The sequence below is a fragment of the Streptococcus parasanguinis CC87K genome, assembly GCF_000507765.1.
In the GTDB taxonomy this organism is placed as follows: domain Bacteria; phylum Bacillota; class Bacilli; order Lactobacillales; family Streptococcaceae; genus Streptococcus; species Streptococcus parasanguinis_J.
Genome location: NZ_KI669402.1, coordinates 215114 through 240145 on the forward strand (window position 1 = coordinate 215114; position 25032 = coordinate 240145).

The following is a 25032-nucleotide window of genomic DNA, read 5'->3' on the forward strand; positions in this document are numbered from 1 at the left end:
CGATATAGCCTTGCTATACTTTCCCCTTTACTTAGTCAAACGACCCATGGTCGATTTCTCAGTTACTTTAAAATTGGTCTAGTCTAATTTGACCAAAAAGCAACCAGCGGAGTCAGTATACAATGCTTCTTCCAGTTTGTCAACTAGGAAATTCAAGAAAATTGGTCTAGTTAAGGGAGGGTTAAGAAAAACCTATCAACATCTTGGTTGATAGGTTGCTTTTTCTACTCTTCAAATCCATTCCGCTGACTCAACTTACGGAACCAATGACCAGATTTTTTGAGGGTTCGTTTTTGACTTTCGAGATCCAACTCAACTAAGCCATAGCGGTTCTTGTAGCCATTGAGCCATGACCAACAGTCAATAAAGGTCCAGATCAAATAACCTTTACAGTTAGCACCATCTTGAATAGCCCGGTGGAGCTCACGAAGATGGTCTTTGACAAAGTCAATCCGGTAGTCGTCTTGGATCACGCCATCCTTGCGGAATTTTTCCTCTCCTTCAACCCCCATTCCATTTTCTGTCAGGATCCACTCGATATTGCCATAGTTTTCCTTGATATTTTGGGCAATGTCATACAAACCTTGCTCATAGATTTCCCAACCTCGGTGGGGATTGATCTTGCGTCCTGGCATGACATAGGGTTCATAAAATTGTTCAAAGAGTAAGGGAGATGCTGGATTTGGAGCATAACGAGGAGCTGCTACACGGAGTGGCTGGTAATAGTTAACCCCTAGGTAATCCACCGTATTTTCCTCGATCAAGCGCAATTCAAAGGGATCATAATCCGGTAAGAGATCACGCTCCCGTAGGATCTCCACTAATTCTTCAGGATAATGACCAAGAACAGATGGATCTAAAAAAGATTTGGCTTGAAAGAGCTCGGCAATACGCGCAGCTTTCACATCTTCTGGATGCTGGCTCCGAGGATAGGCTGGTGTCAAATTGAGCACAATCCCGATACGGTAATTAGGATTCACCTCATGACAGGCCTTGACCGCTAGTGAGCTTGCTAACTGGGTGTGGTAGGCTACTTTTACAGCTGCTGCTGCGTCTACCTTATGAGGAAAATGGGCATCATAAAAATAACCAAATTCTACAGGGACAATAGGTTCATTAAAGGTGATCCACTGATCGACCAGATCTCCATAGGTCTTGAAACAAAAACGCGCATATTCCTGGTAAGCATAGGCGGTTTCTTTATTTTCCCAACCATCCCCTTGCTCTTGAAGAGCCATCGGTAAATCAAAATGATAGAGGTTGACCAAGAGGTGAATCCCTTTTTCTTTAATCTTTTCAAAGACACGGCGGTAGAACTCAACACCTGCTTGATTGATTTCCCCTCGTCCTTCTGGGAAAATACGTGACCACTGGATAGAGGTTCGAAAGGCAGTGTGGCCGGTTTCTAACAAGAGGTCCAGATCTTCTTCCCAGTGTTCATAAAAAGTCGATGTTTTCTCTGGTCCTTGCCCTTGATAAAAGCGGTTGGGCTCGATCCTATACCAGTAATCCCAGAGATTGTCTCCCTTTCCATCCTGGGCTAGACGCCCTTCTGTTTGAGGGCCCGAGGTCGAACTCCCCCATAAAAAATCCTTTGGAAATTGATACATGTCCTAATCCTCCTCATTCTACTAGCTCTATTGTAACGAATCCACCTCCAAAACCTAGGCACAATTTACAGTCTTTCTTACGCAGATTAAAGAAAAAGCCCCTTAGGAAAAATTCCTAAGGGAGCTGGTCCTCTTTACAATTGAGTCACGACATATTCAAAGAGCTTGCGATCTGCTGGGCTCTTGTCAAAACGCAGTTCCGGATGCCACTGAACGCCGAGGAAACGACTCTCATCTGTGGATTGAACAGCTTCTATGATGTCATCTTTAGGATCCCGCGCGATCACTTCTAGGCCATCTGCCAAGTCTTTAATACTTTGATGATGGAAAGAATTGATGCGACTGGTCTTACCATAAATCTCTTGCAGGACCGTCTGATCCTTGGTCACCAACTCTTGGCTGGTGTACTGACCTGGATTGTCCTGCCAGTGGTGTTCAATGTCTTGATGCAGAGTTCCCCCTAGAGCGACATTATAGAGCTGGGTCCCACGGCAGACGGTAAAGATAGCTTTTTTAGCCGCACGCGCTTCTTCAATCAAGGCCAACTCAAAGAGATCGCGTTTTAAGAGGTAGTCATCACTGTCGATGGTGATTTCTTCTCCGTAAAACTTGGGCAAGACATTTTGTCCACCGGTGATGATGAGCTTATCAATCATCGATATGTAGTCTTTGGCCAAGGCTGCATCTCCAATCGGCAAGATCAAGGGAATCCCTCCTGCTTCTTTGACCGCTTCGACAAAACCAGTCGCCGCATAACTCATGTTCGCGTCTGGATCATCCGGGAAGGGTCTTTCATTTCCTGTAATTCCAATCACTGGTCTTATTTTCATACTTGTTTCCATATACTTTCATTCGTTTTCAAGGCTTATTGTAACACAATTTTAAGCTAGACTCAATGGAGAGTTTTTGAAGAGACAGTCAACAATTAGAATGAAAGGACTCAGCCATCTAACTTCTGTCAATAAGAGGCAATTCTGTTTCAAAGCCCCTGAGGATTCTTAAGTAGTTACTTTTCTTTAAACCACTCCATCCCTGGGGAATCCAGTATAATCTTGGTCAATTGTTGGGGGTTTTCCTGAGTCCCATTGATAATCCAGTCGACAATAAGTCCTGTCAAACCAGAAACATACATGGTAATAGCATAGCGCTCTGGCATTTGATAAGCTGCCACAATGACTGGTCAAGAACGTGGCGTAGACTCAATCATCCCCAAGATAAAATAACGAATGTTGTCTGCAAAACGAAAGCTTGGATTTTTTGCAATTTCAGCAAAAAAAGCACTGTTCTCTTGGAAATAAGACAAGATGGCTTCTAAGGCTTCTTTGGGATAAAAGGTTTCTTTCCTCAAAATCATACGAACCGTCGTTATGGTTTCTTCTTTTAATTGCTCTAAAAAATCCTGTTTATCTAGGTAGTGCAGATAAAATGTCGAGCGGTTGACACCCGCTTTTTTAGTTAACTGACTAATCGTTATATCCTCTAAACTTTTTGTAGCCAAAAGCTGAATGAAGGCTTCTTTAATATCTGACTTAGTTGTCGTTTGTCTCTGTTGCATACGAACCCCTTATTTCTACATATTGTTGATTAAAGTATATCTCGAATTTTGAAAATGTCAACTATCATCTGATATTTTCAGTTATGATTATCATATTTTCTTCGTTATTTCAACACATTGTTGTTTTCTGTTGTAGCAATCGTATTTAAAAAATCATAAAATAACCTTCGTAATTATTCAACAGGTTGTTGTTTTAGCAGCTGATAATTTTTAAAGGAGACAAATACACATGGCGTATATTGAAATGAAACATAGTTACAAACGGTATAAAACAGGTGATGTGGAAATCATCGCAAACAATGATATCACTTTCGAAATTGAAAAAGGGGAGTTAGTGATTATACTCGGTTCTTCTGGGGCAGGAAAATCAACTGTTCTCAATATTCTTGTTGGTATGGATACCAATGATGAAGGAAAGGTCGTCATCGATGGGAAAGACATCTCCAATTATAATGCGAAACAATTAACAGCCTATCGTAGAGACGATGTCGGATTCGTCTTTCAATTCTATAACTTGGTCTCAAACTTAACGGCCAAAGAAAATGTAGAGTTGGCTTCTGAAATTGTCGCGGATGCTAAAGATGCGGAACAAACTTTGATTGATGTTGGTCTAGGAAAACGCATCAACAACTTCCCTGCACAATTGTCTGGTGGTGAGCAACAACGGGTAGCTATCGCTCGCGCCGTCGCAAAAAATCCGAAAATTCTCCTCTGTGACGAACCTACAGGAGCCCTGGATTACAATACTGGAAAACAGGTCTTGAAGATTCTCCAAGACAAGGCTCGCAATGAAGGAGCTACCGTTATCATCGTCACTCACAACGGGGCGCTTGCACCTATTGCTGATCGTGTGATTCGTATGCATGATGCGCGTGTTCAAAGTATTGAACTCAATGCCCATCCACAAGATATTGATAGCCTCGAGTACTAGAAAGGATGTCTCATGAATCGTAAAACTTATTGGAAGGACGTGAGAAAGTCTTTCTCTAGTTCTAAAGGACGGGTGGTTTCTATTGCTTCACTCATGGCCTTAGGTTCTTTCGCTCTTGTGGGTCTAAAGGTGACGACACCTGATATGCAACACACGGGAACAAGCTATTTTACTAAACACCAAACAGCTGACCTCACAGTTACTGGTAGCTATGGACTGAACCAGTCAGATCAAGACCTCCTAAATCAAGTCTCATCAGAGGCAAACATTGAGTATGGTTACTTTAAAGATGTAGTACTGAAAGGTTCCACTGATTCCTTTCGACTATTTTCAAAACCAAAAGATATCTCAACTTATGAGGTTGTAAAAGGAAAACTTCCAAGTAAGCAAGGTGAAATTGCTCTTTCTTCAGTCTATCAAGATAACTATAAGATCGGTGACAAAATTGAGTTTTCTGAAAAAGAGGGTGACAATGGTAAGGATGTCTTAAAAGAACACAGTTTTACCATCACTGGCTTTGTTCAGTCTTCTGAAATCTTATCAAGTGTTGACCTAGGTTCATCGACAGCTGGTAGTGGGGAACTCAAAGGGTATGCGGTTGTTCCTGAATCTAGTTTTGATTCCGACGTCTACATGATTGCACGCTTAGCTTACAAAGACGTCCGTGGAGCTAACCCCTATACCCAGGATTACACTGACAAGGTTTCCAAACACGAGGATGAGCTTGAAAAATTAGTAAAAAATCAGCCTGCTAACCGTTTGAAAGAATTAAAAGCTGATCCACAGGCTAAGATTGACCAACAAACAAGACAACTTCAGAAAGCAGAAACGGAGCTTAACAAGAAACTTGAACAAGCGAAAGCCAGCGGTCAGGATAAGAATCCTCTTGTCCAGGGACAATTGACTCAGGCACAAGATGAAATCGCTGACAAGAAGGAGCAAATAAAGGAAGCTCAAGAAAAAATCGATAGCATTGCTGAACCAAGCTACGATGTCTACACACGTCGTGAAGCTCCTTGGTCAGAAGGGTACGTTTCATATGAGACCAACGCTTCTGTTTTTCAGAACCTCAGTAATATCTTCCCTGTTATCCTCTACTTTATTGCTGCCTTGGTTACCTTTGTAACAATGGGACGCTTCGTCGAAGAAGAACGGATTAAGGCAGGGACATTCAAAGCTCTCGGTTACCAAAACAAGGACATCATCCGTAAATTTATTATTTATGGATTCGTGACGAGCATGATTGGTACTGCTATTGGGGTTGCTGCTGGACATATTCTCCTTCCAACTATCATATACAATAGTTATAAAGAGCGAATCCTCCTCGCACCAATTGAGTTACACTTTTATCCATTTAAGACTCTTCTAGCTATTGTGCTTGGTCTTTTGTCCACAGTTCTTCCCGCTTTCATGGTAGCCAAGCGCGAATTAGGAGAAAAGCCAGCCCAACTTCTTCTTCCAAAACCTCCAACATCTGGTTCTAAGATTCTTTTGGAGCGCATCACCCCACTTTGGAACCGGATGAACTTTACACAAAAAGTCACTGCCCGTAATATTTTCCGATACAAGCAACGGATGTTCATGACTATTTTTGGTGTCTGCGGTTCCATCGCACTTCTCTTTGCTGGACTCGGTATTCGTTCTTCTATTGGAGACCTTAACACACGCCAATTCCCTAACATCATTCGCTATGATATGATTGTCGCAAACAAGGATCATCTGGATGGGCAGGAAAAGGAAAACATCCAAAAATTAATTAACGATAGCAAGGTCAAGGAACATCTTTCTATTCATTACGAAATGCTTTCAAAAGTGGCAGGAAATAATAACGATCGTCAAGATATCACAACCCTTGTGGTCAAAGACAAGGATCAAGAAACTCTACAACATTACATCAAGCTCAATAATCGTGAAACTGGTCAAAAACTCGATTTGACCGACAAAGGGATTATTATTTCTGAGAAATTGGCAGACTTAGCTGGCGTTTCTGTAGGGGATGAGTTAACCGTTCAAAATAGCCAAGACAAGGATATCAAACTCAAAGTTGCTGGTATTTCTGAAATGTATATGGGTCACTTCATCTTTATGAATGAAACTACTTACAGAAATGCTTTTGGTAAAGAGGCGAGCCAAAATGCTACTATTCTGACACTGAAGAATCACTCAGACAAAAACGTTGAGCAAACAGCCAGTCAATTTATGGAGCTTGATGGTGTCAAAGGGGTTGTTCAAAATACTACTCTAAAGGCACAAATCAAGACCATCGTCAACTCCCTTAGCCGTGTTATGGCAGTATTGATTGGGATTTCTGTTCTTCTTGCTTTAGTTGTTCTCTTTAATTTGACAAATATCAATGTTGCAGAACGTATCCGTGAGTTATCAACCATTAAGGTTCTAGGCTTCTTTAATAGAGAAGTGACACTCTACATCTATCGAGAAACCATTTATCTCTCTATCATTGGTATCTTGGTTGGATTCGGACTTGGTTGGGGATTGCATCAATACATGGTAGAGGTTATCCCTCCTGAAAATATTATGTTCAATCCAGGTCTGAGCTGGCTCATCTATGCCATTCCAACACTTGTTGTCATTATCATTCTGACAGGTCTCGGTATCTTTGTGAACCAACACCTTAAGAAAGTCAATATGCTCGAAGCCCTAAAATCTGTTGAGTAACATACGATCTAAGCTAATAAGTAGAGCTAAAGTACAAGGATAACTTCCTTATTCTAGACAAACGTCATTTTGGGCGTTTGTCTTTTTTATTTTTTAAATGATTTACTTTATCATCTGGTATTTCCATCCAAAAATCTGATTTTAAGTAAAATAAAAAGGGATATTCGCTATTCATTTCACCAATCTTTTGATATTTAACAAGGAGGCACATACTTTTGGATGACTCTTATACTCCAGTCATCTATGTCATGTAAATACAATAGTCCAGATAACGGCATGATGGAATCCTTCTTTGGCATTCTGAAGTCTGAGATGTTTTATGGTCATGAGAAAACGTTTCAGTCACTTGAGCAATTGGAACAAGCTAGTGTAGACTGTATTAATTATTACAACAACAAACGCATTAAGATAAAACTAAAAGGACTTAGTCCTGTGCAATACAGAACTAAATCCTTTGCTTAAATAAATTGTCTAACTTTAGGTTAGTACAAAATCAGTTTCTTTTGTGGAGTCAAAGGACTACTGTCCTAGGCTCTTTTTATCGTAACCAACTTTCGTCTAACTGGCCTTTACTTTTGCCAAAAGCTTTCCCATGTTCATCAATGACAGCATGAATCTCTTGGCATTGTTTGAGAGTGAGGCCTTCCAAGACGTTACCGTAAACAGCATGCATGTCATTATAGGTATCAAAGTTTCCAAATCCTAAGCGTCGAAAAAGTCTTCTCGCATATTCATCCGAAATAAAAACGGGACGATCAAAAAGATAAAGTAAAAGTGCATCTGCAGTCTCTGGTCCAATCCCTTTTAACTCCAACAGTAGCTTCCGTAAATCTTCTGTTCCAATTCTGGCAAGAAACTCAAAACCACCAACTTCTCTTAACCAGGTCAGAAGTCCCCTAATCGTTTGTGACTTTTGCTTGAAAAATCCGGCAGGTCGAATACGTTCCTGTAACTCTTCTAGCGGTAAAGCCAGGATACCCTCTACTGTCATGACATCCATTAGACCAGCTAAAGCCAACTTAGCATTCTTCTCTGTTGTTCGCTGGATCAGAATGGTCGATACCAAATCTTCAATCTTGTTATCCGATTGCCACCAATTTTGTTCTCCATAGTGCTTGCAGAGTCGCAAAAGAGTTTCTTGTATTTCTTCTTGCTTAATCATTTCTTCAATAGTCCTTGTTTTACCAAAAACTCACGTGCGACTTTAGCAACAGGTTTTCCTTCTACTCCCACTTGGTAGTTCATCTGACTCATTTGGCTCTCTGTGATTTTGCCAGCCAACTTGTTCAGAATGCCTTCCAATTCTGGATGTTTCTTAAGAAGAGCTTCTTTCATGAGGGGTGCTCCTTGGTAAGGTGGGAAGAGGTGTTGGTCATCCTCTAGAACAACTAAATTATATTGAGCAATTTCTGGGTCTGTTGAATAGGCATCTGTTATTTGAATATTGCCTTGTTGGATTGCCTCATAGCGAAGTGCCGGCTCCATGGTAGCCACATTAAGATTTAGTCCATAAACTGATTGAAGTCCTTTGTTTCCGTCCTCACGGTCGTTAAATTCCAACGTGAAACCAGCTTTGAGCTTGTCCTGAACTTTCTTGAGATCAGAAATCGTCTTCAGATTATACTCTTTCGCAATACTTTTCGGAACAGCAATCGCATAGGTGTTTTGATAAGCCATGGGTTTGAGCAAGGCTAGATGATCTTGTTTCCTTATACCATCACGCGCAACCTCGAAAACTTCTTTGGAGTCGTTGCTGACTTTAGGAGCTGGTTGCAAAAGAGAACTTGTAATGGTCCCTGTAAATTCTGGATAGATATCGATATCACCCTTTTTAAGCGCTTGATAAAGGAAATCTGTCTTCCCAAAGTTAGGCTTAACCGTCACTGTCATGTCACTATTTCCCTCAATGAGAAGTTTGTACATATTCATGAGAATTTCAGGTTCAGGCCCCAATTTCCCAGCTATGACTAGATTTTCTTTTTCTTTCTGAGGAATCATGCTTGGAGCATAACTCGCCCCCAAACCAAGGAGCATCACCGCAAAGGCTGCAACAATCGTACGCAACTTTGCCTTTTCCAACCATTTGAGAATGATATTGAAAAGAATGGCCAAAATGGCTGATGAGATTGCGCCGATTAAAATGAGACTGGCATTCCGACGGTCAATCCCCAAAAGGATAAAGGAACCCAATCCTCCAGCTCCAACAAGAGCGGCTAAAGTCGCTGTCCCAATGATCATAACGGTTGCTGTACGAACCCCCGATACAATGACAGGCATGGCCAGTGGAATTTCAAACTTCTTGAGTCGCTCCCACTTGGTCATTCCAAAAGCAATCCCTGCCTCCTCAAGACTAGGATCAATGCCGTTCAAGGCTGTGATTGTATTTTCCAAAATCGGGAAAATAGCATAAATGACTAGAGCTGTAAGGGCCGGTAAGGTTCCAATCCCCATGAAAGGAATAAAGAGACCCAACAAAGCCATTGAGGGAATGGTCTGGAAGATACCCGCAACTTGTAACACCCAGTTCGCTGCTTTTTTATGGCTATTTAGATAAACTGCCAGCAGAATCGTCAGAAAAATAGCGACCAATAAGGTCAAGAGAGACAATTGTAAGTGTTGTCCAAGGGCTGTAAGCCAGTCCCCAAAACGTTCTTGAAAAGTTGTAAGTAGTTTAGACATGGTGAGCACCTCCAAACAAATCTGCGACAAAGTCTGTCGCAGGCGCTTGTAAAATTGTTTCAGGGTCTGCCACCTGACGAATTTCTCCTTCCTGTAGCACCGCAATGCGATCCCCTAATTTTAAGGCCTCATCCGTATCATGGGTTACGAAGATGGTCGTCATGCCGAATTCTTTATGTAAATCTTTTGTAAGAGCCTGCAACTGCTTGCGAGAGATGGCATCCAAGGCTGAAAAAGGTTCGTCCATCAATAGAATTTTTGGTTCTCCAATGATAGCGCGCACAATGCCAATCCGCTGTTGCTCCCCACCAGATAATTCACTAGGCATGCGATTTGCATACTCTGCAGCAGGGAGACCCACCTTATCCAAGAGTTCTTCTGTCTTAGAAGTGATTTGTTCTTTAGTCCAGCCCTTCATCTCAGGAATCAATGCTATATTTTCAGCAACGGTCAAGTTAGGAAATAAGGCAATGGCTTGAAGGACATAGCCGGTACTGAGACGTAACTCCCGTTCATCATAGTCCTTGATACGTTTCCCATCCATATAGATATTGCCATCTGTCGGCTCCAAAAGACGGTTAATCATCTTGATCATGGTGGTCTTACCAGATCCTGAAGGACCCACTAGCACCATGAATTCTCCATTTTCAATGCGGAGATTGACATCTTTCAAAATGTCCTTTTCCGTGTAGCGCAAGGCTACATGTTTGTATTCAATCATATTTTTCCTCAATAAGTTTTCTGTCTCTAAGAATATCCAATAAGCTACTTGCTGGATGCCCTAGGACTTTTTCGACATCTGCTGAAACTCCAGCTTGTTCTCCAGCTTTAATCGCTGTATAGGTACTGACCCAGGCATCATACTCCCAAGTTTGTGCTGGCCATTTTTTCCGTGACTCATAGGCTTCTTCTACTGATTCATCCACATACGCGATGGTCTTACCGGTCTCTTTTGAGAGAAGCGCTACGATCTCTTCCATGGAAAGTTCCTCTGGTCCTGTTAGATTCAAGGTTTGATTTTCCCATTTCTTAGCATGTAAAAGAATCTCTGCTGCAACACTAGATGTGTCCTTACGGGCAACTGCTGAAACCTTCCCACTTCCTGCTGGACCACGAATCTCTCCATTTTCAAGAGCAATATCTATCAAGAAGTCCAAGTAAAAATTATCTCTCAAAAATGTATAGGTGAATCCTAACTCCTTGATATAGGCTTCCGTCTGGGCATGATCTCGAGACAAGGTAAAGGTTGCTTTTTCATCTGCTCCGTAAAAGGAGGTATAGACGATATGCTGCACCCCCGCTAGCTTTGCGGCATTTAAAAAACTCGTGTGTTCCTCAACACGCTCTGGATTTTCCCGAGCAGAGACCATCAATAAGACATCGATACCCTTTAAGGCCTCAACCACCTCTGGAGTATTGGCATACACCATCTTACGAATTTCCGCTGACGCGTAGACTGTTGCCCGCTCTGGACTTCTTGCCAGATGGATAGAAGCAATTCCTTTTTTATCGACAAGATCAGACACATAGGAACCTAATTTCCCTGTTACACCTGTAATTCCAATCATAACTGTTGCCTCCTTTCCCTAGATGTCATTTTCTTTAGCTTTTAGATTTGTGATAATCCGCTCTTGATAGGCTTCAAATTCTTGAATTTCTTGATCCGAAAATCCTTGGTAGAAAATCTCACCCAACTCTTTACTAACGCGGTCACCGATTTCTTTTTGCGCCCAACCGAGGTCTGTCAAAGAAATATATTTTTTCCTTTTATCCTGTGTGCAAGGTTGAATCGTAACCAAGCCTTGTTCTTCCAATTTCTTAACCATACTGGTCAATGTATTATTGGCTAGACCCGTCGCAAGAGCGATATCTGTCGCAGTAGCGCACCCCAACTCTTGCTTCCACAAAATCGTTAAAATTTTCCCCTGTTCACTTCGGTATTGAGCATCTGGTTCCTTGCTCAAGAGTTTTTGAAAAAGTCGCCCGTTCAATAAGCGTATCTGTAAAGCTTGGTATCCCCCTTGCATCTTGTCCATTTTGTCTCCTTTTTATTTCTATATCGAAATATCAAAATCATTGTACCACTGCTTGTTACATCTGTCAACTATTTCGATATGGAACCAATAATTTTATCCAAATTCACCTTAAAAAAGCCTTTCTAGCCCTTCAAACTAGTTTTTTCTTCTTCTTTCTACTAATTTCTTTTAGCAAGATAGCCCTCTTTCTAGCATGTGTAACAAATGTTGGACTCGTTTTGTAACGACACCTGATTTTATAATGTGGTAATCTGTTAACGAAAATAATTCATACTAACGGAGAATTTGTTATGCATATACCAGATAATTACCTTAGTCCTGCAAGTTGTGCGGTTTTAGCGGTTGCTGCTGCACCTGTTATTGTCTTATCTGTCAAAAAAGTCAAGGTGCAATTAAAAGAAAATAAAGAGCTGGCTCCGATGCTTGGGATCGCTGCTTCTTTGTCCTTCTTATTAATGATGTTTAATGTTCCTGTCCCTGGCGGAACGACCGCTCACGCTGTCGGAGGAACCCTTCTTGCCATTCTCATAGGTCCCTATGCAGCCTCTCTGGCGCTGACAGTCGCCTTACTGCTACAGGCCTTCTTATTTGGGGATGGAGGTATTCTCGCTCTTGGGGCCAATATTTTCAACATGGCCATTGTGATGCCTTTCGTTGGTTATGCTATTTATAGCTTGTTCCGCAAGCACCATCAGGAAACGCTTGGCGTCATTGTCGGCTCTTATCTTTCGATCAATGCTGCAGCCTTCTTAGCTGGTGTTGAATTGGGCTTGCAACCACTCATCGCTTCAGAAGCTGGTCAGCCGCTCTATAACCCTTATGGATTGAGTATTACCGTACCTGCCATGTTGGGAGCTCACCTCCTTGTAGCAGGTTGGGTCGAAGCCTTCTTCACCTTTGTGATTTACCGTTTTGTCAAACAAGTCGCTCCTACAGAGTTGTACACACCAAGTTCAGTCAATACAACTTCATTCGTTAAAAAAATTCGCTGGGTGCTCCTTGCTTTGATCGTCCTCAGCCCACTTGGACTTCTCGCAGATGGGACAGCCTTTGGTGAATGGTCTGCTGAAGAATTGGGTAGCCTGCTTCATGGCAAAGTTCCAACAGGGATCAAAAATGGATTCTCATTTGATGCCTTGTTTAGTGATTACACCATTCCTGGAACTAAAATTGCGATCGGCTATATTCTCTCAGCCGTGACAGCCGTCCTTATCTTCTATATCATCAGTAAAATCATTCGATCAATGAACGGAGAAAAAACTTCTCATGCGTAAACTCCCTGACTGGCTTCATCAAGAGCAAGCAACTCTTGAAGCATCCAAAAGCCATCACTATTTACAAATGAATCTTCAAACATTGCGCCACTTTCTTGGCAAAATGAAACAAACGACGCCCGCATTCAAGGCCAAAACTTCGTCTTGGATGCGACTCGTTTCCTTTTTAATTCTAGCCATTCTCATTACGACTGCCCACCATCCCATCCAACTGTGGTTGATTGGTATCCTTTTGTTAATGCACATTGCCATGCTTCCTGGAGAGGTCCTACTCCACCTCTTTAAGGTCCTGTTCAAGGTGCTGCTGATTTCCACAATTGTGATATTACCTAGCATCTTATTTCAAGGATTTCAAAATGGAGGGCTCTTTTTGCTACGTGCAGGGATGATTGTCCTCAATATTTCCCTCTTTCTAGCCACAACGACAAGTGTGCAACTGGTCGAGGCCCTTCGTCAGTTACGTGTTCCAAAAACCTTTGTGCAAACCATTGATATCACACTCAAATATGGCTATATCTTAGGGAAACACTTGCAACAACAGATCGAATGCGTCCAGCTGAGAACAGTTGGGCAAAAGGTGAATCTCAATCTCTTTGGCTCCCTCCTTGGTCTCTTGTACCTATCCACAAAAAACCATACAAAAGAAGTGTACGAAGCGATGATTCTTCGAGGCTACGGCATGGATACAAAGCGCAAAGAAGCCTTCCACTGGAAGAAGGAAGACGTCTTTTTCCTATTGGAATTGGCAGTTCTCACGACCTTCACGATCTTACTTGGCTAGAAAGGAAAGTATATGATTCGCATTCAAGATGGAAATTACCACTACACCGAGGAGACTGGAATCCATGATATTCAACTCCAGATCCAAAAGGGGGAAACCGTTGGCCTGATGGGTCCAAACGGAGCGGGAAAATCTACCCTTTTTAAAATTCTGGTTGGACTCTTGCCCCTCTCTTCTGGTCAGTACCACTTCAAGGACTGGACCATTGACCAAGACTTCTTGAAAGATCCCCATCGTGCTGGGCAACTCTTCCAGCAGGTTGGACTCATTTTTCAGAACAGCGATACCCAATTGTTCAATACAAGTGTCTATGATGAACTGGCTTTTGGGCCACGCCAATTAGGTTTAGCCGAAACCGAAGTCCAACAACGCGTCAAGGATACGCTCGGTCTTTTAGAGATTGAACACCTGAGAGATCGCATTCCCTACCATCTTTCTGGTGGCGAAAAGAAGCTAGTCGCTATCGCCAGTGTCCTCACCATGAATCCTAGTCTCTTGCTATTTGACGAGCCTTTTAACGGCCTCTCGCCAAAATACCAGAAGCTGATTGTCACCTTGCTGCAAGAACTAAAAACAGCTGGAAAAACAATTGTGATTTCCTCCCACCATTTCGAACAAATCGCACCGATTGTCGAACGGGTCCTCCTCTTTTCTGAAGAACACACCATCACAGGCAGCTACGATCGAGCCGATTGGGAAAATGACCCGGCCATTCAACAATCCTTCACTACATGTTAAAAAGCCTCGGTAAATTTTTTTACCGAAGTTTTTTTGATGAGAGAGACAAGCGTAATATCTATACATAAACAACTTATCAATCCAAGTTTATTTTTCCTTTTTGTGTTCCCCAAACACCGGTTTGTACTTGTAATACAAGTCCGGATGCATTAGCAGTTTCCGCATTAAGGTCGAAAACCACATTACCAGTGATGCTGTTTTCCGGATTTAACTCTGAAAGAAAGAATTTTCCTTCCTCATTAGCATACATACCAGCTACACTATCGGTTTCATACTCCGTATCACCTTTTAGCAGTTTAAAGAAATCGTTCGTAACAGTAATTGATTTCTTTCCTGAATTTTTTACTGTTACATTCAAAATCAAGTAGCTACCATTTGCTGTCTTTCCGTACTCTCCTCCAACATTTTGAGAAATAGACTTAGAATTTACAATATATTCAACATCCCCCACTTTAGTAACTTCACCAATTTTGGGAATCGCTTGTGCTACAGATTTCTTCTCGGCAGACTTACTCTCTTCAGATACTGCTGTTTTCCCATTTTTATCATTAGTTGCTTGCTCAGTGGAACTGGTCGTTTGTGTTGTCGTTGAGTTACCTGTTGAATTTTTTGAAGTTATTGAACCTCCACCCTTCGTTACAGCACCATAAGCAATTAACACTACAAGCAAAATAAACCACCATTTCTTGTAGAAAGGTGTTTTTTTCACATAAACGTTCCCGTTTTCATCCTTGATTTTCTTAGACATAAGAAATCTCCTTTAAACTTTTTCTTTGATATAATTATAATGTATTTGCTCAAAAAAAAAAGCATTTTGAGGGATAAAACTAAAAATTTCTTTAAATAGTGATTTATCTCTATGAAATTATGTAAATTATTTTGTTCATTCTCTAAATGAATTCAAAAATCCCCCAGAATTTAGCTCTGGAGGATTCATTTTTTATTTAACAACAATATTAACGAGTTTATTAGGGACACTAATCACTTTCACGATGTCCTTGCCATCGATCTCTGCCTTGACTTTTTCGTCAGCTAGAGCGATTTCTTGTAATTCTTCGCGTGAAAGATCCTTCGCAACCATGAGTTTAGCACGGACTTTACCTTTGATTTGAACGACGATTTCAATTTCGTCTTCAACCAGTTTGCTTTCGTCCCATGTTGGCCAAGCTACATAAGAGATAGACTCACCGGTTGCTGCGACTGTTTGCCAGAGTTCTTCTGCCAAGTGAGGCGCAAATGGGGCAATCAATTGGATAAAGCCTTTGGCATAGTCTACATAAAGTTTTTCTTCCTTATTCGCTGCATTGACAAAGACCATGAGCTGAGCAATGGCAGTGTTGAATTTCATCGACTCGATTTGCTCAGTGACAGATTTAACGGTTTCGTTATACACCTTGTCAAGAGCGCCATTGTTTTCCGCAACGATTTCTTTACTTGTGATCAAACGGTACACACGGTCAAGGAATTTACGGCTTCCTTCCAGACCTTCTTCAGACCAAGCGATGGAAGCATCAAGTGGTCCCATGAACATTTCATAGACACGAAGGGTATCCGCACCGTATTGTTCCACCACATCGTCTGGGTTCACCACGTTCTTGAGGGATTTAGACATCTTGGCTGGCGCTTGCTCCAACTCTTCTCCCGTTTCCACATGGAAGAAAGAACCGTCACGTTTTTCAACCTTGTCAGTTGCCACAAGAGCTCCACGGTGATCACGGTAGCTAGTTCCCAAGATCATTCCTTGGTTAAAGAGTTTTTGGAATGGCTCTTTAGTCGGTACAACACCAAGGTCATAGAGGAATTTGTGCCAGAAACGAGCGTAAAGCAAGTGAAGCACAGCGTGTTCTGCACCACCCACGTAGATATCGACTGGCAACCATTGTTTGAGGAAATCCTCGTCAGCCAATTTTTCAGTGTTGTGTGGATCGATATAGCGGAGGTAGTACCAGCTTGAACCTGCCCATTGTGGCATCGTATTCGTCTCACGACGACCTTTGACGCCATCCTCACGAGTCACTTCCAGCCAGTCTGTCAAGTTAGCCAATGGGCTTTCACCAGTACCTGAAGGGCGGATATCCTTGGTTACTGGCAAGACCAGTGGGAGTTCACTTTCTGGAACAGCTGTCGAAGTTCCATCTTCCCAATGAATGATTGGGATTGGTTCACCCCAGTAACGTTGACGGCTAAAGAGCCAGTCGCGGAGACGGTAGGTAACCTTTTCTTGACCAAAGCCTTTTTCTTCTAGCCAAGACACGATTTTAGCAATCGCTTCTTCTTTGTTGAGACCGTTCAAGAAGTCAGAGTTGACGTGAAGGCCATCTTCTGTGTAAGCAGCCTCTTCAACGTTTCCACCTTCCAAGACTTCTACGATTGGAAGACCAAACTGTTTAGCAAATTCCCAGTCACGCTCATCGTGGGCAGGTACGGCCATAACAGCACCTGTACCGTAGCTAGCAAGAACATAGTCGGCAATCCAGATTGGAATTTCTTTGCCATTGACAGGGTTGATCGCATAAGCACCAGTCCAAACCCCTGTTTTTTCCTTAGCAAGGTCTGTACGAGCTAAGTCTGATTTGAGGCTGGCTTGGTGTTTGTAGTCCGCTACAGCCTCAGCTTGTTCAGGTGTCGTGATGGCATCTACTAGTTCATGTTCAGGCGCCAAAACAGTGAAGGTCGCACCGAAAAGAGTGTCTGGACGAGTCGTAAAGACGGTGAATTCCTTGTCTGTCCCTTTTACTTTGAAAGTGACATTGGCACCAGTTGATTTACCAATCCAGTTGCGTTGCATGTCCTTGATAGACTCTGGCCAATCCAATTCATCCAAATCGTTGAGCAAGCGCTCTGCATAGGCCGTGATTTTAAGCATCCATTGGCGCATTGGTTTACGAACAACTGGATAGCCCCCACGCTCAGAGGTTCCATCTGGAAGAACTTCTTCGTTGGCGATAGCTGTTCCTAGTTCCTCAACCCAGTTTACTGGCACTTCAGCTTCATAAGCCAAGCCTTTTTCGTAAAGCTTAGTGAAGATCCATTGCGTCCACTTGTAGTAGTTCGGATCTGTCGTATTGACTTCACGATCCCAGTCGTAAGAGAAGCCAAGCGCATTGATTTGGCGTTTGAAGTTGGCAATGTTTTCTGCTGTAAATTCCGCTGGGTCATTTCCTGTATCCATAGCGTATTGCTCTGCAGGCAAACCAAAGGCATCCCATCCCATTGGGTGAAGGACATTGTAGCCTTGCGCACGTTTGAAACGGCTGAGGATATCAGTCGCTGTGTAGCCTTCTGGGTGTCCTACGTGAAGACCCGCTCCAGATGGATAAGGGAACATGTCCAATGCATAAAACTTAGGTTTTGAAGCATCCGTTCCTGTCTTAAAGGTGTGATGGTCAGCCCAGTATTTTTGCCACTTAGGCTCAATTTCTTTATGATTGTAAAAACTCATAGCGTCTCTCCAATTTTCGTGATGCTCCTATTATACCATTTTTAGGCGATTTTTAAAGGTTCAGACAAAGAAAACAGGTCCCATACGGGACCTGTCTTTCCTGTTTTCTTCAAGAAAAGTCTATTTCACATGCTTTTCAAGTTCTTCTTGCGCTTTTTTATTGGATTTTTCTTTTTCTTTCTTCCATTGATCACGCGCTTTGTCGTAGTCTTTAGCCGATACGACCTTGTCTTGAACTTCCAAATATTTATAGTTGAAGGATTGACCCTTGTGGCCTGTCCAAGCAAAGGCTGCAGAGTATGGTACAGTCTTACGAACGACTGGAGAAGCTCCATCTGAATGGATCGGAATCAAGAGGGCACTATCGGTCAACCAAGCTTGAGCGGCAGCATATTTTTCGTAACGCTTGTTCACATCTTTGGTTTCATTGTGCGCATCTTCGATCAATTGATCATATTCATCAAAACCAGCTGCTTTTGCGGCTGCATTATCCGTACCAGCATCGAATCCAAAGTAAGAATTGGCGTTTTCGCCGGATTTACCACTAGTGATATCGATGTAAGAAGATGGGTCCGTATAGTCTGGTCCCCAACCCAAGTTATTGTTCAAATCCCAGTCTTGTTGCGAAGCACTTTCAGCAAAGTAGGTAACCCGTTGCAGATCATCTTCAGAAATCATATTCAAATCGATGACAATATTTTCTGCTCCTAGTGTAGATTCAACTGACTGTTTAAAGGATTGAGCTTGTTTGATCCCATCTGTATAAGTTGAAGAAGTTGGAAGGTCCAAATGAATTGGGAATTCAACTCCTTGAGCTTGCAAATCTGCCTTGGCTTTGGCAAACTCTTCTTTGGCCTTGTTTGGATTGTAGAGGGTGTCTTTTCCATCTGCGACAGAGACCCCTTTCCATTCATCCCCATAAGCTTCTAGGTCTTTTTCTACTGCGTCACCAAATTGTTGGCCATTAATTTGGACAAAGTTTGGTGGTGTAAAGGTATTACGGATGACCTTATTGGCACCCGCTTCCCCGTTAGTTTGCGCTACATAAGCCTTGCGGTTAAAGGCAAACATAATGGCTTGACGGAAGTCCTTATTTAAGATTGCTTTCTTGGTTGAAGTCTTTTGAGCATCAGTAGTCTTCTTTGTGATTTCATAGGCCTGACGGTCAATGTTGAAGGAAAGGTTGTAGGTAGAGGAACCTTGGTCAGTATAGACAATGTCGTCCTTATGCTTCTTCTCTACACTCTTATAGTTGGAACCATTTGGGAAAACACGGGCAACTGTATAGTCGCCATTATCAAACCCACGAATCAAGGATTCTGAGTCTTGTCCATCATAATAGGTCAGCTTCACTTTACTGATCTTAACATTATCCGCATCCCAGTAGGTTGGGTTCTTTTCCAATATCGCAGAAGATTTAGAAGTGATGGATTTAATCAAATAAGGACCGCAGTAGAGGATACTAGACGGAGAAGTCCCTTGACCATAGTTATCTCCCTTAGATTTCAGGAATTCTCCATTAACCGGCATCAAGATCCCCATCGTAGTCTTAGAATTCCAGAAACTTTCTGGTTGGCTCAAGGTATATTGAACGGTGTAATCGTCAATAGCTTTTACACCAACTGTTGAAAAATCAGATGTCTTCCCTGAAACATAATCATCCAAGCCTTTGACAGATTTTTGGACCAAGTAAATAGCTTGTGATTTCTTGTCTGCCGCGTGTTTGAGACCTGTGACAAAGTCTTGGGCTTTGACTTCTCCATATTCTTCCCCTTCAGAAGTCATCCATTTGACCCCTTTACGGAGTTTATAAGTATAGGTCAAGCCATCCTTGGAAACAGTCCAGTCTTTAGCAAGCGATGGGATCAAGTTCCCGTACTTGTCCACTTCCAACAAGCCATCTATCGCATTTCCTGTAAACTCGGAAGTCGATTTTTTATTGGAAATCGAGTAGTCTAAGGTATCCGGATCCTGGGTATAGACATAGCTAAATGTCTGACCACCAGAGCTACTAGATTTCCCTCCTGAGCAGGCTGCCAGTACACCAGCTGATAAAAGCAGAGCGCTGGTAGCTAAGAGTACCTTCCCTTTGTTCATATAAATCACCTCATTGTAAAAAATGTTATACTCAATTTAAATTATAGCACTTTCTAGAGAAATGTAAACGCTTTTACTGCGAAATTATTCTATTTTTCCTTTATTTTTTCAATTTCTACTTTTTCTAAAATTTTTTCAAGTTGAATCCCTGGCCTGTATGATATAATGGAATCTATGAATTATGTGAGACATTTACACAAACGACTAAAACACAGCCTCTTGTCCCTCCTTGTAGGAGTCTTGACATTAGGCCCTATTTCCACTGCCTTTGCGGACGACATCTACCAGCAAGAAGATGTCATGAAAATCGCAGCTGATGCTGGACTGGTATTGGATGATTTTTACAAGCCTAAGGCTGACATCGTCATCGACGCCAATACTGGAGCTATATTGTACGGAGACAATATCGACACGGTCCGGGACTCAGGAAGCATGGCCAAACTCATGAGTGCCTATGTAGTCTTTCGGGCCCTTAAAGAAGGCAAGATCAAGTACGATACCGTGGTCACAGCAACAGAGGCAGACCAAGCCATCTCGGAAAACAATCTGTTAAGTAACTCACCCATTGTAGCTGGTGTTGACTACAAAGTATCTGAATTGATCAAGATGCTCTTTGTTCCATCTTCTAGTGCAGCCGTGATTATGCTCGCCAACGCCGTCACTGACAATGATCCCGATAAGTTTTTGGACTTAATGAATCAGTACGCACAAGAAATGGGGATGAGCCATACCAAATGGCACAATCCAAATGGGGCGATGATTTCGGTCCTTCAGGGCTACTACAATCCTCAGCGCTACGATGTCAATGCCAATAACGAAATTACAGCGCGGGACATGTCTATTCTGGCTTATCACATCGTAAACGACCTGCCAGAAATGTTGGAATACACCAAGCAAGCTCACACTACGATCATGGAAGGAACCCCCTACGAGCAAAGCTACGATAACTACAATACTTCCCTCGAAGGTGGAAAATTCGCCCTTAAAGGAACAGATGGACTCAAAACTGGATCCAGCCCGACTGCTGACTACAACTACACCGCGACAACCAAGCGGGGTAAACAGCGGATTATCGAAGTCATTTTGGGGGTTGGAAACTACGATGTCGAGATCGCCGAAAGTTACCGCAATCAAATCGGGAATACCTTGGCTGAGAAAATGTTCGCAGACTACCAGTATAAAAAAATCCTTTCTGCAGGCGATCATACCATCGACGGGAAGACAATTCACTTGAAGCAAGACTTCTATGCGACCGTTAAGAAGGGGACGAAGCCAGCCCTTAAACTGGAAGACAACCGCCTAGTCGTTCAGAACGGCTTGCAACAGGTATCTCCAAGTATTAAAGCGGGAGTGGCCGTCAGTGAGTCTAAAACAACGACCTCTAGCAGTAAAAGCAAGGGACTCGATGTTATGTGGCTCTTCTGCTTCCTGCCTGCCGGAATTTTATACCTGATCTTTAAACAAACCGATCCAAAAAGAAGAAAATAGAAAAAGAACTCCCATTACCATAAGGTATGGGAGTTCTTGGTTTGTCGACAAAGTCATCTTAGAAACTTTCCTTAGGTGAGTACGGACGTCAGCGAACTTCGAAGAAGTTCCATGACTTAGTTTTGGACCTAAAGTTCCAAAACTCCCGAGTGCTAGAAACAATCGTGTTTCTAGCACTTTTCTCACGGCGGAAAGTTCCTAAGCATTTTTTAATGAGCCTTAAAAAGTATCTAATTTTAATTTTTTAGGCATCCATTAGTTTGTTTGATGTAAAAAATCAGTTTGTCTACATTATCTGTGAATGACAGATATTGATTTAGTCTAAACCTTGAACGTAGGCATCTACTGCTACGATGGCTTGGGCAATATCAGAAGCCTTCACTTCAAATGGCATTTGATGGATGGTTTCTCCTTCGATGGTGGCCTGTTGGCCAACCTTGAGAAGATCTTCATAACTTGCAGTTTCAAGATGCATTTCTTTCAGAGTAGTTGGCATACCGATTTGTTGATAGAAACGAATGTATTTATTCAATTCTTCCTTCGGACGGTTTTCCAAGAACAATTGAACGAGCGTTCCGTAGGCTACTTTTTCACCGTGAGTTAAATGGTGGATGTCCCCAGTAAGGGCTGTAAAGCCATTATGGATGGCATGGGCAGCAGCTAATCCCCCACTTTCAAATCCAATACCACTGAGAAGGGTATTAGCTTCAATAATGTTTTCAAGAGCAGGGGTTACAACTTTGGCTTCACAAGCAGCCATGGCTTGAAGACCGTCTGCAAATAAGGTTTCTTCACAACGTTGTGCAATGGCGACACCCGCTAAGGTTTGTCGTTGACCCAACATGGTTTTTCCATTGGCTTGCATCACCGCACGCGCTTCGACCCAAGTTGCTAGACCATCTGCGATACCAGAAGCGAGCAAGCGTTTTGGTGCTTGAGAGATCACTTTACTATCCACCAAGACTAATTCTGGGTTTTTAGAGTAGAAAATATAGCGCTCAAAGGCACCCTCATCTGTATAGATAACAGATAAGGCGGAAACAGGAGCATCTGTAGAGGCAATGGTAGGGGCAATCACAACTGGTGATTTTAAAAGATCAGCAATAGCTTTAGCACTATCAATGGTCTTTCCTCCACCAAGTCCAATGACCAAATCACAGCCATTTTCTTCTGCCAAACTAACCACACGATTGATTTCGTTATCAGAAGCTTCTCCATTAAAGAAGACTGGCAAAACCGTAAGCCCATTTTGACCAAGGTATTCTTCAAAACGTTTCCCTACGATATCATAAACCACTGAATCACATAGTAAAACAGAGTGAGTCCCTAATTCTGAAATAGATTGCGCATTTTCAAACAAGGCATTTTCCCCTTGAATGTAACGTGACGGACTTGCAAAATTTCTCATAGTCTGCTCCTTTAAAATTTATTTAGTTCACACCCATAGTAGCATTTATTTCTATGAAATTCAAAGAATTATACAAGGCTCCAATCAATTAAATTTATCTGTTCACGCAGTCATTGGAAGCGTTTCATTTTCATTTGATGAATCTTATTATCAAAAATCCCCAAAGCTAGTTTCAGTAGATTGAAACTTGGCTTTTGGGATTTTTATTTTTTTACAAGCATTGAGAAAATCAATCAATGGCTTAACTGAAGTCGAGACTACTTCCTTTGATCAACGAAACGAGTATCGCGAAATTGAACTCGCCCTAAAAGCGTCGAGAAAAAGAGAGATTGCCTGGTGGGCATGGCCCACATGGTCAATCTCCTATTTTCTTCTCGCTTTTTTTACGGGCTTAGTATCTTGATTTACCAAATGATCACACGATCTTCTGGTGCGCGCCACATGCCGTCGCCTTCTTTGACATCAAAGGTTTCAAAGAATTCGTCAAAGTTTGGTAATTGGACATTGGTGCGAAGTTTTCCTGGTGCATGGACATCGACACTTGCGAGGAGTTGCATGTACTCTGTCCGAGCTTTCATGCGCCAGATGCGAGCAAAGTTGGTGAAGAATTCTTCTGCTGAGAAATCTTCCTCTTTCTTAGCGGCTTCAAGGGCTGCAGCGATACCACCGAGGTCTGCTACGTTTTCAGAAACGGTCAATTTCCCGTTGATCTTGGCACCGTAAGAGTCTTGTCCTTCAAACTGATCGATGACTTTTTGAGTCCGAGCGGTAAAGGCTTCGTAATCTTCTGGCTTCCACCAGTCTTTCAAGCTACCGTGCTCATCAAAGGAAGCACCATTGGTGTCAAAGGCGTGGGAGATTTCATGGGCAATGACTGCACCGATTCCGCCGTAGTTGGCTGATGATGATTGGTGAAGGTCATAGAAAGGTGCTTGTAAAATCGCTGCTGGGAAGACGATTTGGTTCTGTTGCGGATCATAGTAGGCATTGACCAGATGGGCTGGCATGTGCCATTCGCTTCGATCAACCGGTTGGTTCCACTTGCTCCAAGTATGGGCAATGGAAATTTCGTAAAGGGCTTGAGCATTTTCAACCAAGGTCTTGCTTTCGTCGATGATCTTTTTGGCGTATGTTTCTGGTAATTTTTCAGGGTAGCCGATATGTGGTGTGATGACATTGAGTTTGACAATGGCTTTTTCACGAGTTTCAGGAGCGAGCCAGTCTGCTTTTTCTAAGCGCTCCTTATAGACGTCAATCATGGTCGCTACTTTATGCTCTACGTCTGCTTTTGCTTCTGGTGAGAATTTTTCTCCCGCATACCAGAGTCCAAGTGCTTGGCTATAAGGTCCTTCTGCCAAGGCCAGAGCGGCTTTTTCTTTTGGACGAGGTTCTGGAATCCCCGTGATGATCCGTCCATATTCACCAGACAAGACACGGATTTCTTCCGTCAAGAAAGACGTCCAATCTAAAGCTGCACCAAGTTTCAATTTGGCATGAATGGTTTCCCAGTTGGCTGCCGAGTAGTATTTTGGTGCGAATTCCTTCCAGAAACGCTCTTCTGGCACGATGATTTTATCTGGTGTTTGTCCGATCACTTCAGTAAAGAAGGCATCGAGTGGCAATTCTGGGACCAAGGCCTTGAAATCTGCCCACTCATAAGGATGATAGAGTTTGTTGTACTCGGATCTTTCTTCATTTGACAAGACATATTTGGCCAATTCTGCATCCGCCGCAATGACCTTATCCAGGATATCCTTGATTTCTGCCTCTGAGAATTCAAATTTAGGTAAGAGTTTTTCCATCATTTGGCGCCAGATAGCCAGTAATTCTGGGCCTTTTTCGTTGCCTTCTTCATAATAGGTTGTATCTGGCAAGATGAGAGCAAGAGACTCTCCCCACAAGACATTCATTTGGGCATTCATAAAGTCTGGTGACACGCTAAATGGCATGAGATTTGGTTTGCCAGCTAGTTCATAGGTGCCTAACTTGCTGGTATAGTCTTCAAAAGAAGACAAGGCCTTGATTTCATTGATCAAGGGCATGACTGGTGCTACACCAGCTGCTTCTCGCGCATCAAAATCTGCCACCATTTTATGGTATTTGACAAAGTTTTGCAGAATGCTGTCTTCAGGTAGCTCTTCTCCTCGTTGCCATTTTCCAGTAATATCCAACATCAAGTTTTCGATATCTTGGATCAAGTCCATAAAACCACCGGTTGACGGTTTGTCATCTGGAATCACAGCTGTCTCAGCCCATGCCCCATTGACGTAATCATAAAAATCATCTTGTAAACGTACCATGATCTTCTCGCTTTCAT

At 42.5% G+C, this 25032-nt stretch carries 20 protein-coding genes and 1 pseudogene; 7 read left to right on the forward strand and 14 right to left on the reverse strand.

Going from position 1 to position 25032, the window contains the following annotated elements; all coding sequences use genetic code 11:
• Nucleotides 1-224 precede the first annotated feature (224 nt).
• The 4 genes from HMPREF1195_RS07520 to HMPREF1195_RS07530 all read right to left on the reverse strand — a co-directional run bounded on the left by HMPREF1195_RS07520 (nucleotide 225) and on the right by HMPREF1195_RS07530 (nucleotide 3165).
• Nucleotides 225-1610 carry a glycoside hydrolase family 1 protein gene (locus tag HMPREF1195_RS07520; protein ID WP_023919552.1) on the reverse strand — a complete coding sequence of 462 codons (1386 nt, stop codon included), beginning with the start codon at nucleotides 1608-1610 and terminating at the stop codon, nucleotides 225-227.
• A gap of 134 nt (nucleotides 1611-1744) precedes the next feature.
• Nucleotides 1745-2440 carry a gamma-glutamyl-gamma-aminobutyrate hydrolase family protein gene (locus HMPREF1195_RS07525; protein ID WP_023919554.1) on the reverse strand — a complete coding sequence of 232 codons (696 nt, stop codon included), beginning with the start codon at nucleotides 2438-2440 and terminating at the stop codon, nucleotides 1745-1747.
• 176 nt (nucleotides 2441-2616) lie between these two features.
• Nucleotides 2617-2781 carry a TetR-like C-terminal domain-containing protein gene (locus HMPREF1195_RS11305; protein WP_230514280.1) on the reverse strand — a complete coding sequence of 55 codons (165 nt, stop codon included), beginning with the start codon at nucleotides 2779-2781 and terminating at the stop codon, nucleotides 2617-2619.
• Between the two features lie 9 nt (nucleotides 2782-2790).
• The gene (locus tag HMPREF1195_RS07530) at nucleotides 2791-3165 is read right to left on the reverse strand and encodes a TetR/AcrR family transcriptional regulator (RefSeq protein ID WP_023919556.1); all 375 of its coding nucleotides are present in this window, start codon (nucleotides 3163-3165) and stop codon (nucleotides 2791-2793) included.
• Between the two features lie 229 nt (nucleotides 3166-3394).
• On the opposite strand from HMPREF1195_RS07530, the gene HMPREF1195_RS07535 reads away from it, so the two are divergent.
• The 3 genes and pseudogenes from HMPREF1195_RS07535 to HMPREF1195_RS07545 form a co-directional block, all read left to right on the forward strand.
• Nucleotides 3395-4096 (forward strand): ABC transporter ATP-binding protein, encoded by a 702-nt coding sequence (locus HMPREF1195_RS07535; RefSeq protein ID WP_023919558.1) that lies wholly within the window; start codon nucleotides 3395-3397, stop codon nucleotides 4094-4096.
• Between the two features lie 12 nt (nucleotides 4097-4108).
• On the forward strand, nucleotides 4109-6772 hold the full coding sequence (locus tag HMPREF1195_RS07540) for an ABC transporter permease (protein ID WP_021154352.1): 2664 nt from the start codon (nucleotides 4109-4111) through the stop codon (nucleotides 6770-6772).
• A 231-nt stretch (nucleotides 6773-7003) separates the two neighbouring features.
• Nucleotides 7004-7234 (forward strand): annotated as a pseudogene (locus HMPREF1195_RS07545) (IS3 family transposase); the annotation flags it as partial.
• Nucleotides 7235-7310: 76 nt separating this feature from the next.
• Here HMPREF1195_RS07545 and HMPREF1195_RS07550 read toward each other — a convergent pair.
• From HMPREF1195_RS07550 to HMPREF1195_RS07570, 5 genes are read right to left on the reverse strand one after another with little or no spacing between them, the layout of a single operon-like run.
• The gene (locus HMPREF1195_RS07550; RefSeq protein ID WP_003009934.1) at nucleotides 7311-7934 is read right to left on the reverse strand and encodes an endonuclease III domain-containing protein; all 624 of its coding nucleotides are present in this window, start codon (nucleotides 7932-7934) and stop codon (nucleotides 7311-7313) included.
• On the reverse strand, nucleotides 7931-9451 hold the full coding sequence (locus HMPREF1195_RS07555) for an ABC transporter permease/substrate-binding protein (RefSeq protein WP_023919560.1): 1521 nt from the start codon (nucleotides 9449-9451) through the stop codon (nucleotides 7931-7933). The genes HMPREF1195_RS07550 and HMPREF1195_RS07555 overlap by 4 nt, the downstream gene beginning before the upstream one ends.
• Entirely contained in the window at nucleotides 9444-10172 is a 729-nt protein-coding gene (locus HMPREF1195_RS07560; protein ID WP_023919561.1) for an ATP-binding cassette domain-containing protein, read from the reverse strand. The genes HMPREF1195_RS07555 and HMPREF1195_RS07560 overlap by 8 nt, the downstream gene beginning before the upstream one ends.
• A complete protein-coding gene (locus tag HMPREF1195_RS07565; protein ID WP_023919563.1) occupies nucleotides 10165-11019 on the reverse strand; it encodes an SDR family oxidoreductase in 855 nt (284 codons plus the stop codon). The genes HMPREF1195_RS07560 and HMPREF1195_RS07565 overlap by 8 nt, the downstream gene beginning before the upstream one ends.
• A gap of 18 nt (nucleotides 11020-11037) precedes the next feature.
• Nucleotides 11038-11487, reverse strand: a complete 450-nt coding sequence (locus tag HMPREF1195_RS07570; RefSeq protein ID WP_003018359.1) for a MarR family winged helix-turn-helix transcriptional regulator — start codon at nucleotides 11485-11487, stop codon at nucleotides 11038-11040.
• Between the two features lie 290 nt (nucleotides 11488-11777).
• On the opposite strand from HMPREF1195_RS07570, the gene cbiM reads away from it, so the two are divergent.
• Genes cbiM through HMPREF1195_RS07585 form a run of 3 tightly spaced genes read left to right on the forward strand, consistent with a single transcriptional unit; the run spans nucleotide 11778 to nucleotide 14280 of the window.
• Nucleotides 11778-12761, forward strand: coding sequence for a cobalt transporter CbiM (gene cbiM, locus HMPREF1195_RS07575; protein ID WP_021154344.1), 984 nt, complete (start codon nucleotides 11778-11780; stop codon nucleotides 12759-12761).
• Nucleotides 12754-13542, forward strand: a complete 789-nt coding sequence (locus tag HMPREF1195_RS07580; RefSeq protein ID WP_023919566.1) for an energy-coupling factor transporter transmembrane component T — start codon at nucleotides 12754-12756, stop codon at nucleotides 13540-13542. Before cbiM ends, HMPREF1195_RS07580 begins: the two co-directional genes overlap by 8 nt.
• Nucleotides 13543-13554: 12 nt before the next feature.
• Nucleotides 13555-14280: an energy-coupling factor ABC transporter ATP-binding protein gene (locus HMPREF1195_RS07585; RefSeq protein WP_023919567.1), complete on the forward strand. Its 726-nt coding sequence runs from the start codon at nucleotides 13555-13557 to the stop codon at nucleotides 14278-14280.
• Nucleotides 14281-14356: 76 nt separating this feature from the next.
• On the opposite strand, the gene HMPREF1195_RS07590 is transcribed toward HMPREF1195_RS07585, so the two are convergent.
• The 3 genes from HMPREF1195_RS07590 to HMPREF1195_RS07600 all read right to left on the reverse strand — a co-directional run bounded on the left by HMPREF1195_RS07590 (nucleotide 14357) and on the right by HMPREF1195_RS07600 (nucleotide 19819).
• On the reverse strand, nucleotides 14357-15028 hold the full coding sequence (locus tag HMPREF1195_RS07590; protein ID WP_023919569.1) for a DUF4352 domain-containing protein: 672 nt from the start codon (nucleotides 15026-15028) through the stop codon (nucleotides 14357-14359).
• A gap of 192 nt (nucleotides 15029-15220) precedes the next feature.
• Complete coding sequence (gene leuS / locus HMPREF1195_RS07595) at nucleotides 15221-17722, reverse strand: leucine--tRNA ligase (protein WP_023919571.1); 2502 nt, start codon at nucleotides 17720-17722, stop codon at nucleotides 15221-15223.
• Nucleotides 17723-17842: 120 nt separating this feature from the next.
• Nucleotides 17843-19819: a peptide ABC transporter substrate-binding protein gene (locus tag HMPREF1195_RS07600; RefSeq protein WP_023919573.1), complete on the reverse strand. Its 1977-nt coding sequence runs from the start codon at nucleotides 19817-19819 to the stop codon at nucleotides 17843-17845.
• Between the two features lie 165 nt (nucleotides 19820-19984).
• Here HMPREF1195_RS07600 and HMPREF1195_RS07605 point away from each other — a divergent pair, with 165 nt between their 5' ends.
• A complete protein-coding gene (locus HMPREF1195_RS07605; protein WP_080674710.1) occupies nucleotides 19985-21307 on the forward strand; it encodes a DUF1958 domain-containing protein in 1323 nt (440 codons plus the stop codon).
• A gap of 316 nt (nucleotides 21308-21623) precedes the next feature.
• On the opposite strand, the gene HMPREF1195_RS07610 is transcribed toward HMPREF1195_RS07605, so the two are convergent.
• Entirely contained in the window at nucleotides 21624-22715 is a 1092-nt protein-coding gene (locus HMPREF1195_RS07610; RefSeq protein WP_023919579.1) for a glycerol dehydrogenase, read from the reverse strand.
• 404 nt (nucleotides 22716-23119) lie between these two features.
• On the reverse strand, nucleotides 23120-25015 hold the full coding sequence (locus HMPREF1195_RS07615) for a M13 family metallopeptidase (RefSeq protein WP_023919580.1): 1896 nt from the start codon (nucleotides 25013-25015) through the stop codon (nucleotides 23120-23122).
• Nucleotides 25016-25032: the final 17 nt, after the last annotated feature.

Excerpts from the sequence above, each read along its gene's own strand:
- HMPREF1195_RS07520 (WP_023919552.1), bottom strand. The coding sequence starts at position 1,610 with ATGTATCAATTTCCAAAGGATTTTTTATGGGGGAGTTCGACCTCGGGC.
- HMPREF1195_RS07525 (WP_023919554.1), bottom strand. The coding sequence starts at position 2,440 with ATGAAAATAAGACCAGTGATTGGAATTACAGGAAATGAAAGACCCTTC.
- HMPREF1195_RS07530 (WP_023919556.1), bottom strand. The coding sequence starts at position 3,165 with ATGCAACAGAGACAAACGACAACTAAGTCAGATATTAAAGAAGCCTTC.
- HMPREF1195_RS07535 (WP_023919558.1), top strand. The coding sequence starts at position 3,395 with ATGGCGTATATTGAAATGAAACATAGTTACAAACGGTATAAAACAGGT.
- HMPREF1195_RS07540 (WP_021154352.1), top strand. The coding sequence starts at position 4,109 with ATGAATCGTAAAACTTATTGGAAGGACGTGAGAAAGTCTTTCTCTAGT.
- HMPREF1195_RS07550 (WP_003009934.1), bottom strand. The coding sequence starts at position 7,934 with ATGATTAAGCAAGAAGAAATACAAGAAACTCTTTTGCGACTCTGCAAG.
- HMPREF1195_RS07555 (WP_023919560.1), bottom strand. The coding sequence starts at position 9,451 with ATGTCTAAACTACTTACAACTTTTCAAGAACGTTTTGGGGACTGGCTT.
- HMPREF1195_RS07560 (WP_023919561.1), bottom strand. The coding sequence starts at position 10,172 with ATGATTGAATACAAACATGTAGCCTTGCGCTACACGGAAAAGGACATT.
- HMPREF1195_RS07565 (WP_023919563.1), bottom strand. The coding sequence starts at position 11,019 with ATGATTGGAATTACAGGTGTAACAGGGAAATTAGGTTCCTATGTGTCT.
- HMPREF1195_RS07570 (WP_003018359.1), bottom strand. The coding sequence starts at position 11,487 with ATGGACAAGATGCAAGGGGGATACCAAGCTTTACAGATACGCTTATTG.
- cbiM (WP_021154344.1), top strand. The coding sequence starts at position 11,778 with ATGCATATACCAGATAATTACCTTAGTCCTGCAAGTTGTGCGGTTTTA.
- HMPREF1195_RS07580 (WP_023919566.1), top strand. The coding sequence starts at position 12,754 with ATGCGTAAACTCCCTGACTGGCTTCATCAAGAGCAAGCAACTCTTGAA.
- HMPREF1195_RS07585 (WP_023919567.1), top strand. The coding sequence starts at position 13,555 with ATGATTCGCATTCAAGATGGAAATTACCACTACACCGAGGAGACTGGA.
- HMPREF1195_RS07590 (WP_023919569.1), bottom strand. The coding sequence starts at position 15,028 with ATGTCTAAGAAAATCAAGGATGAAAACGGGAACGTTTATGTGAAAAAA.
- leuS (WP_023919571.1), bottom strand. The coding sequence starts at position 17,722 with ATGAGTTTTTACAATCATAAAGAAATTGAGCCTAAGTGGCAAAAATAC.
- HMPREF1195_RS07600 (WP_023919573.1), bottom strand. The coding sequence starts at position 19,819 with ATGAACAAAGGGAAGGTACTCTTAGCTACCAGCGCTCTGCTTTTATCA.
- HMPREF1195_RS07605 (WP_080674710.1), top strand. The coding sequence starts at position 19,985 with ATGGAATCTATGAATTATGTGAGACATTTACACAAACGACTAAAACAC.
- HMPREF1195_RS07610 (WP_023919579.1), bottom strand. The coding sequence starts at position 22,715 with ATGAGAAATTTTGCAAGTCCGTCACGTTACATTCAAGGGGAAAATGCC.
- HMPREF1195_RS07615 (WP_023919580.1), bottom strand. The coding sequence starts at position 25,015 with ATGGTACGTTTACAAGATGATTTTTATGATTACGTCAATGGGGCATGG.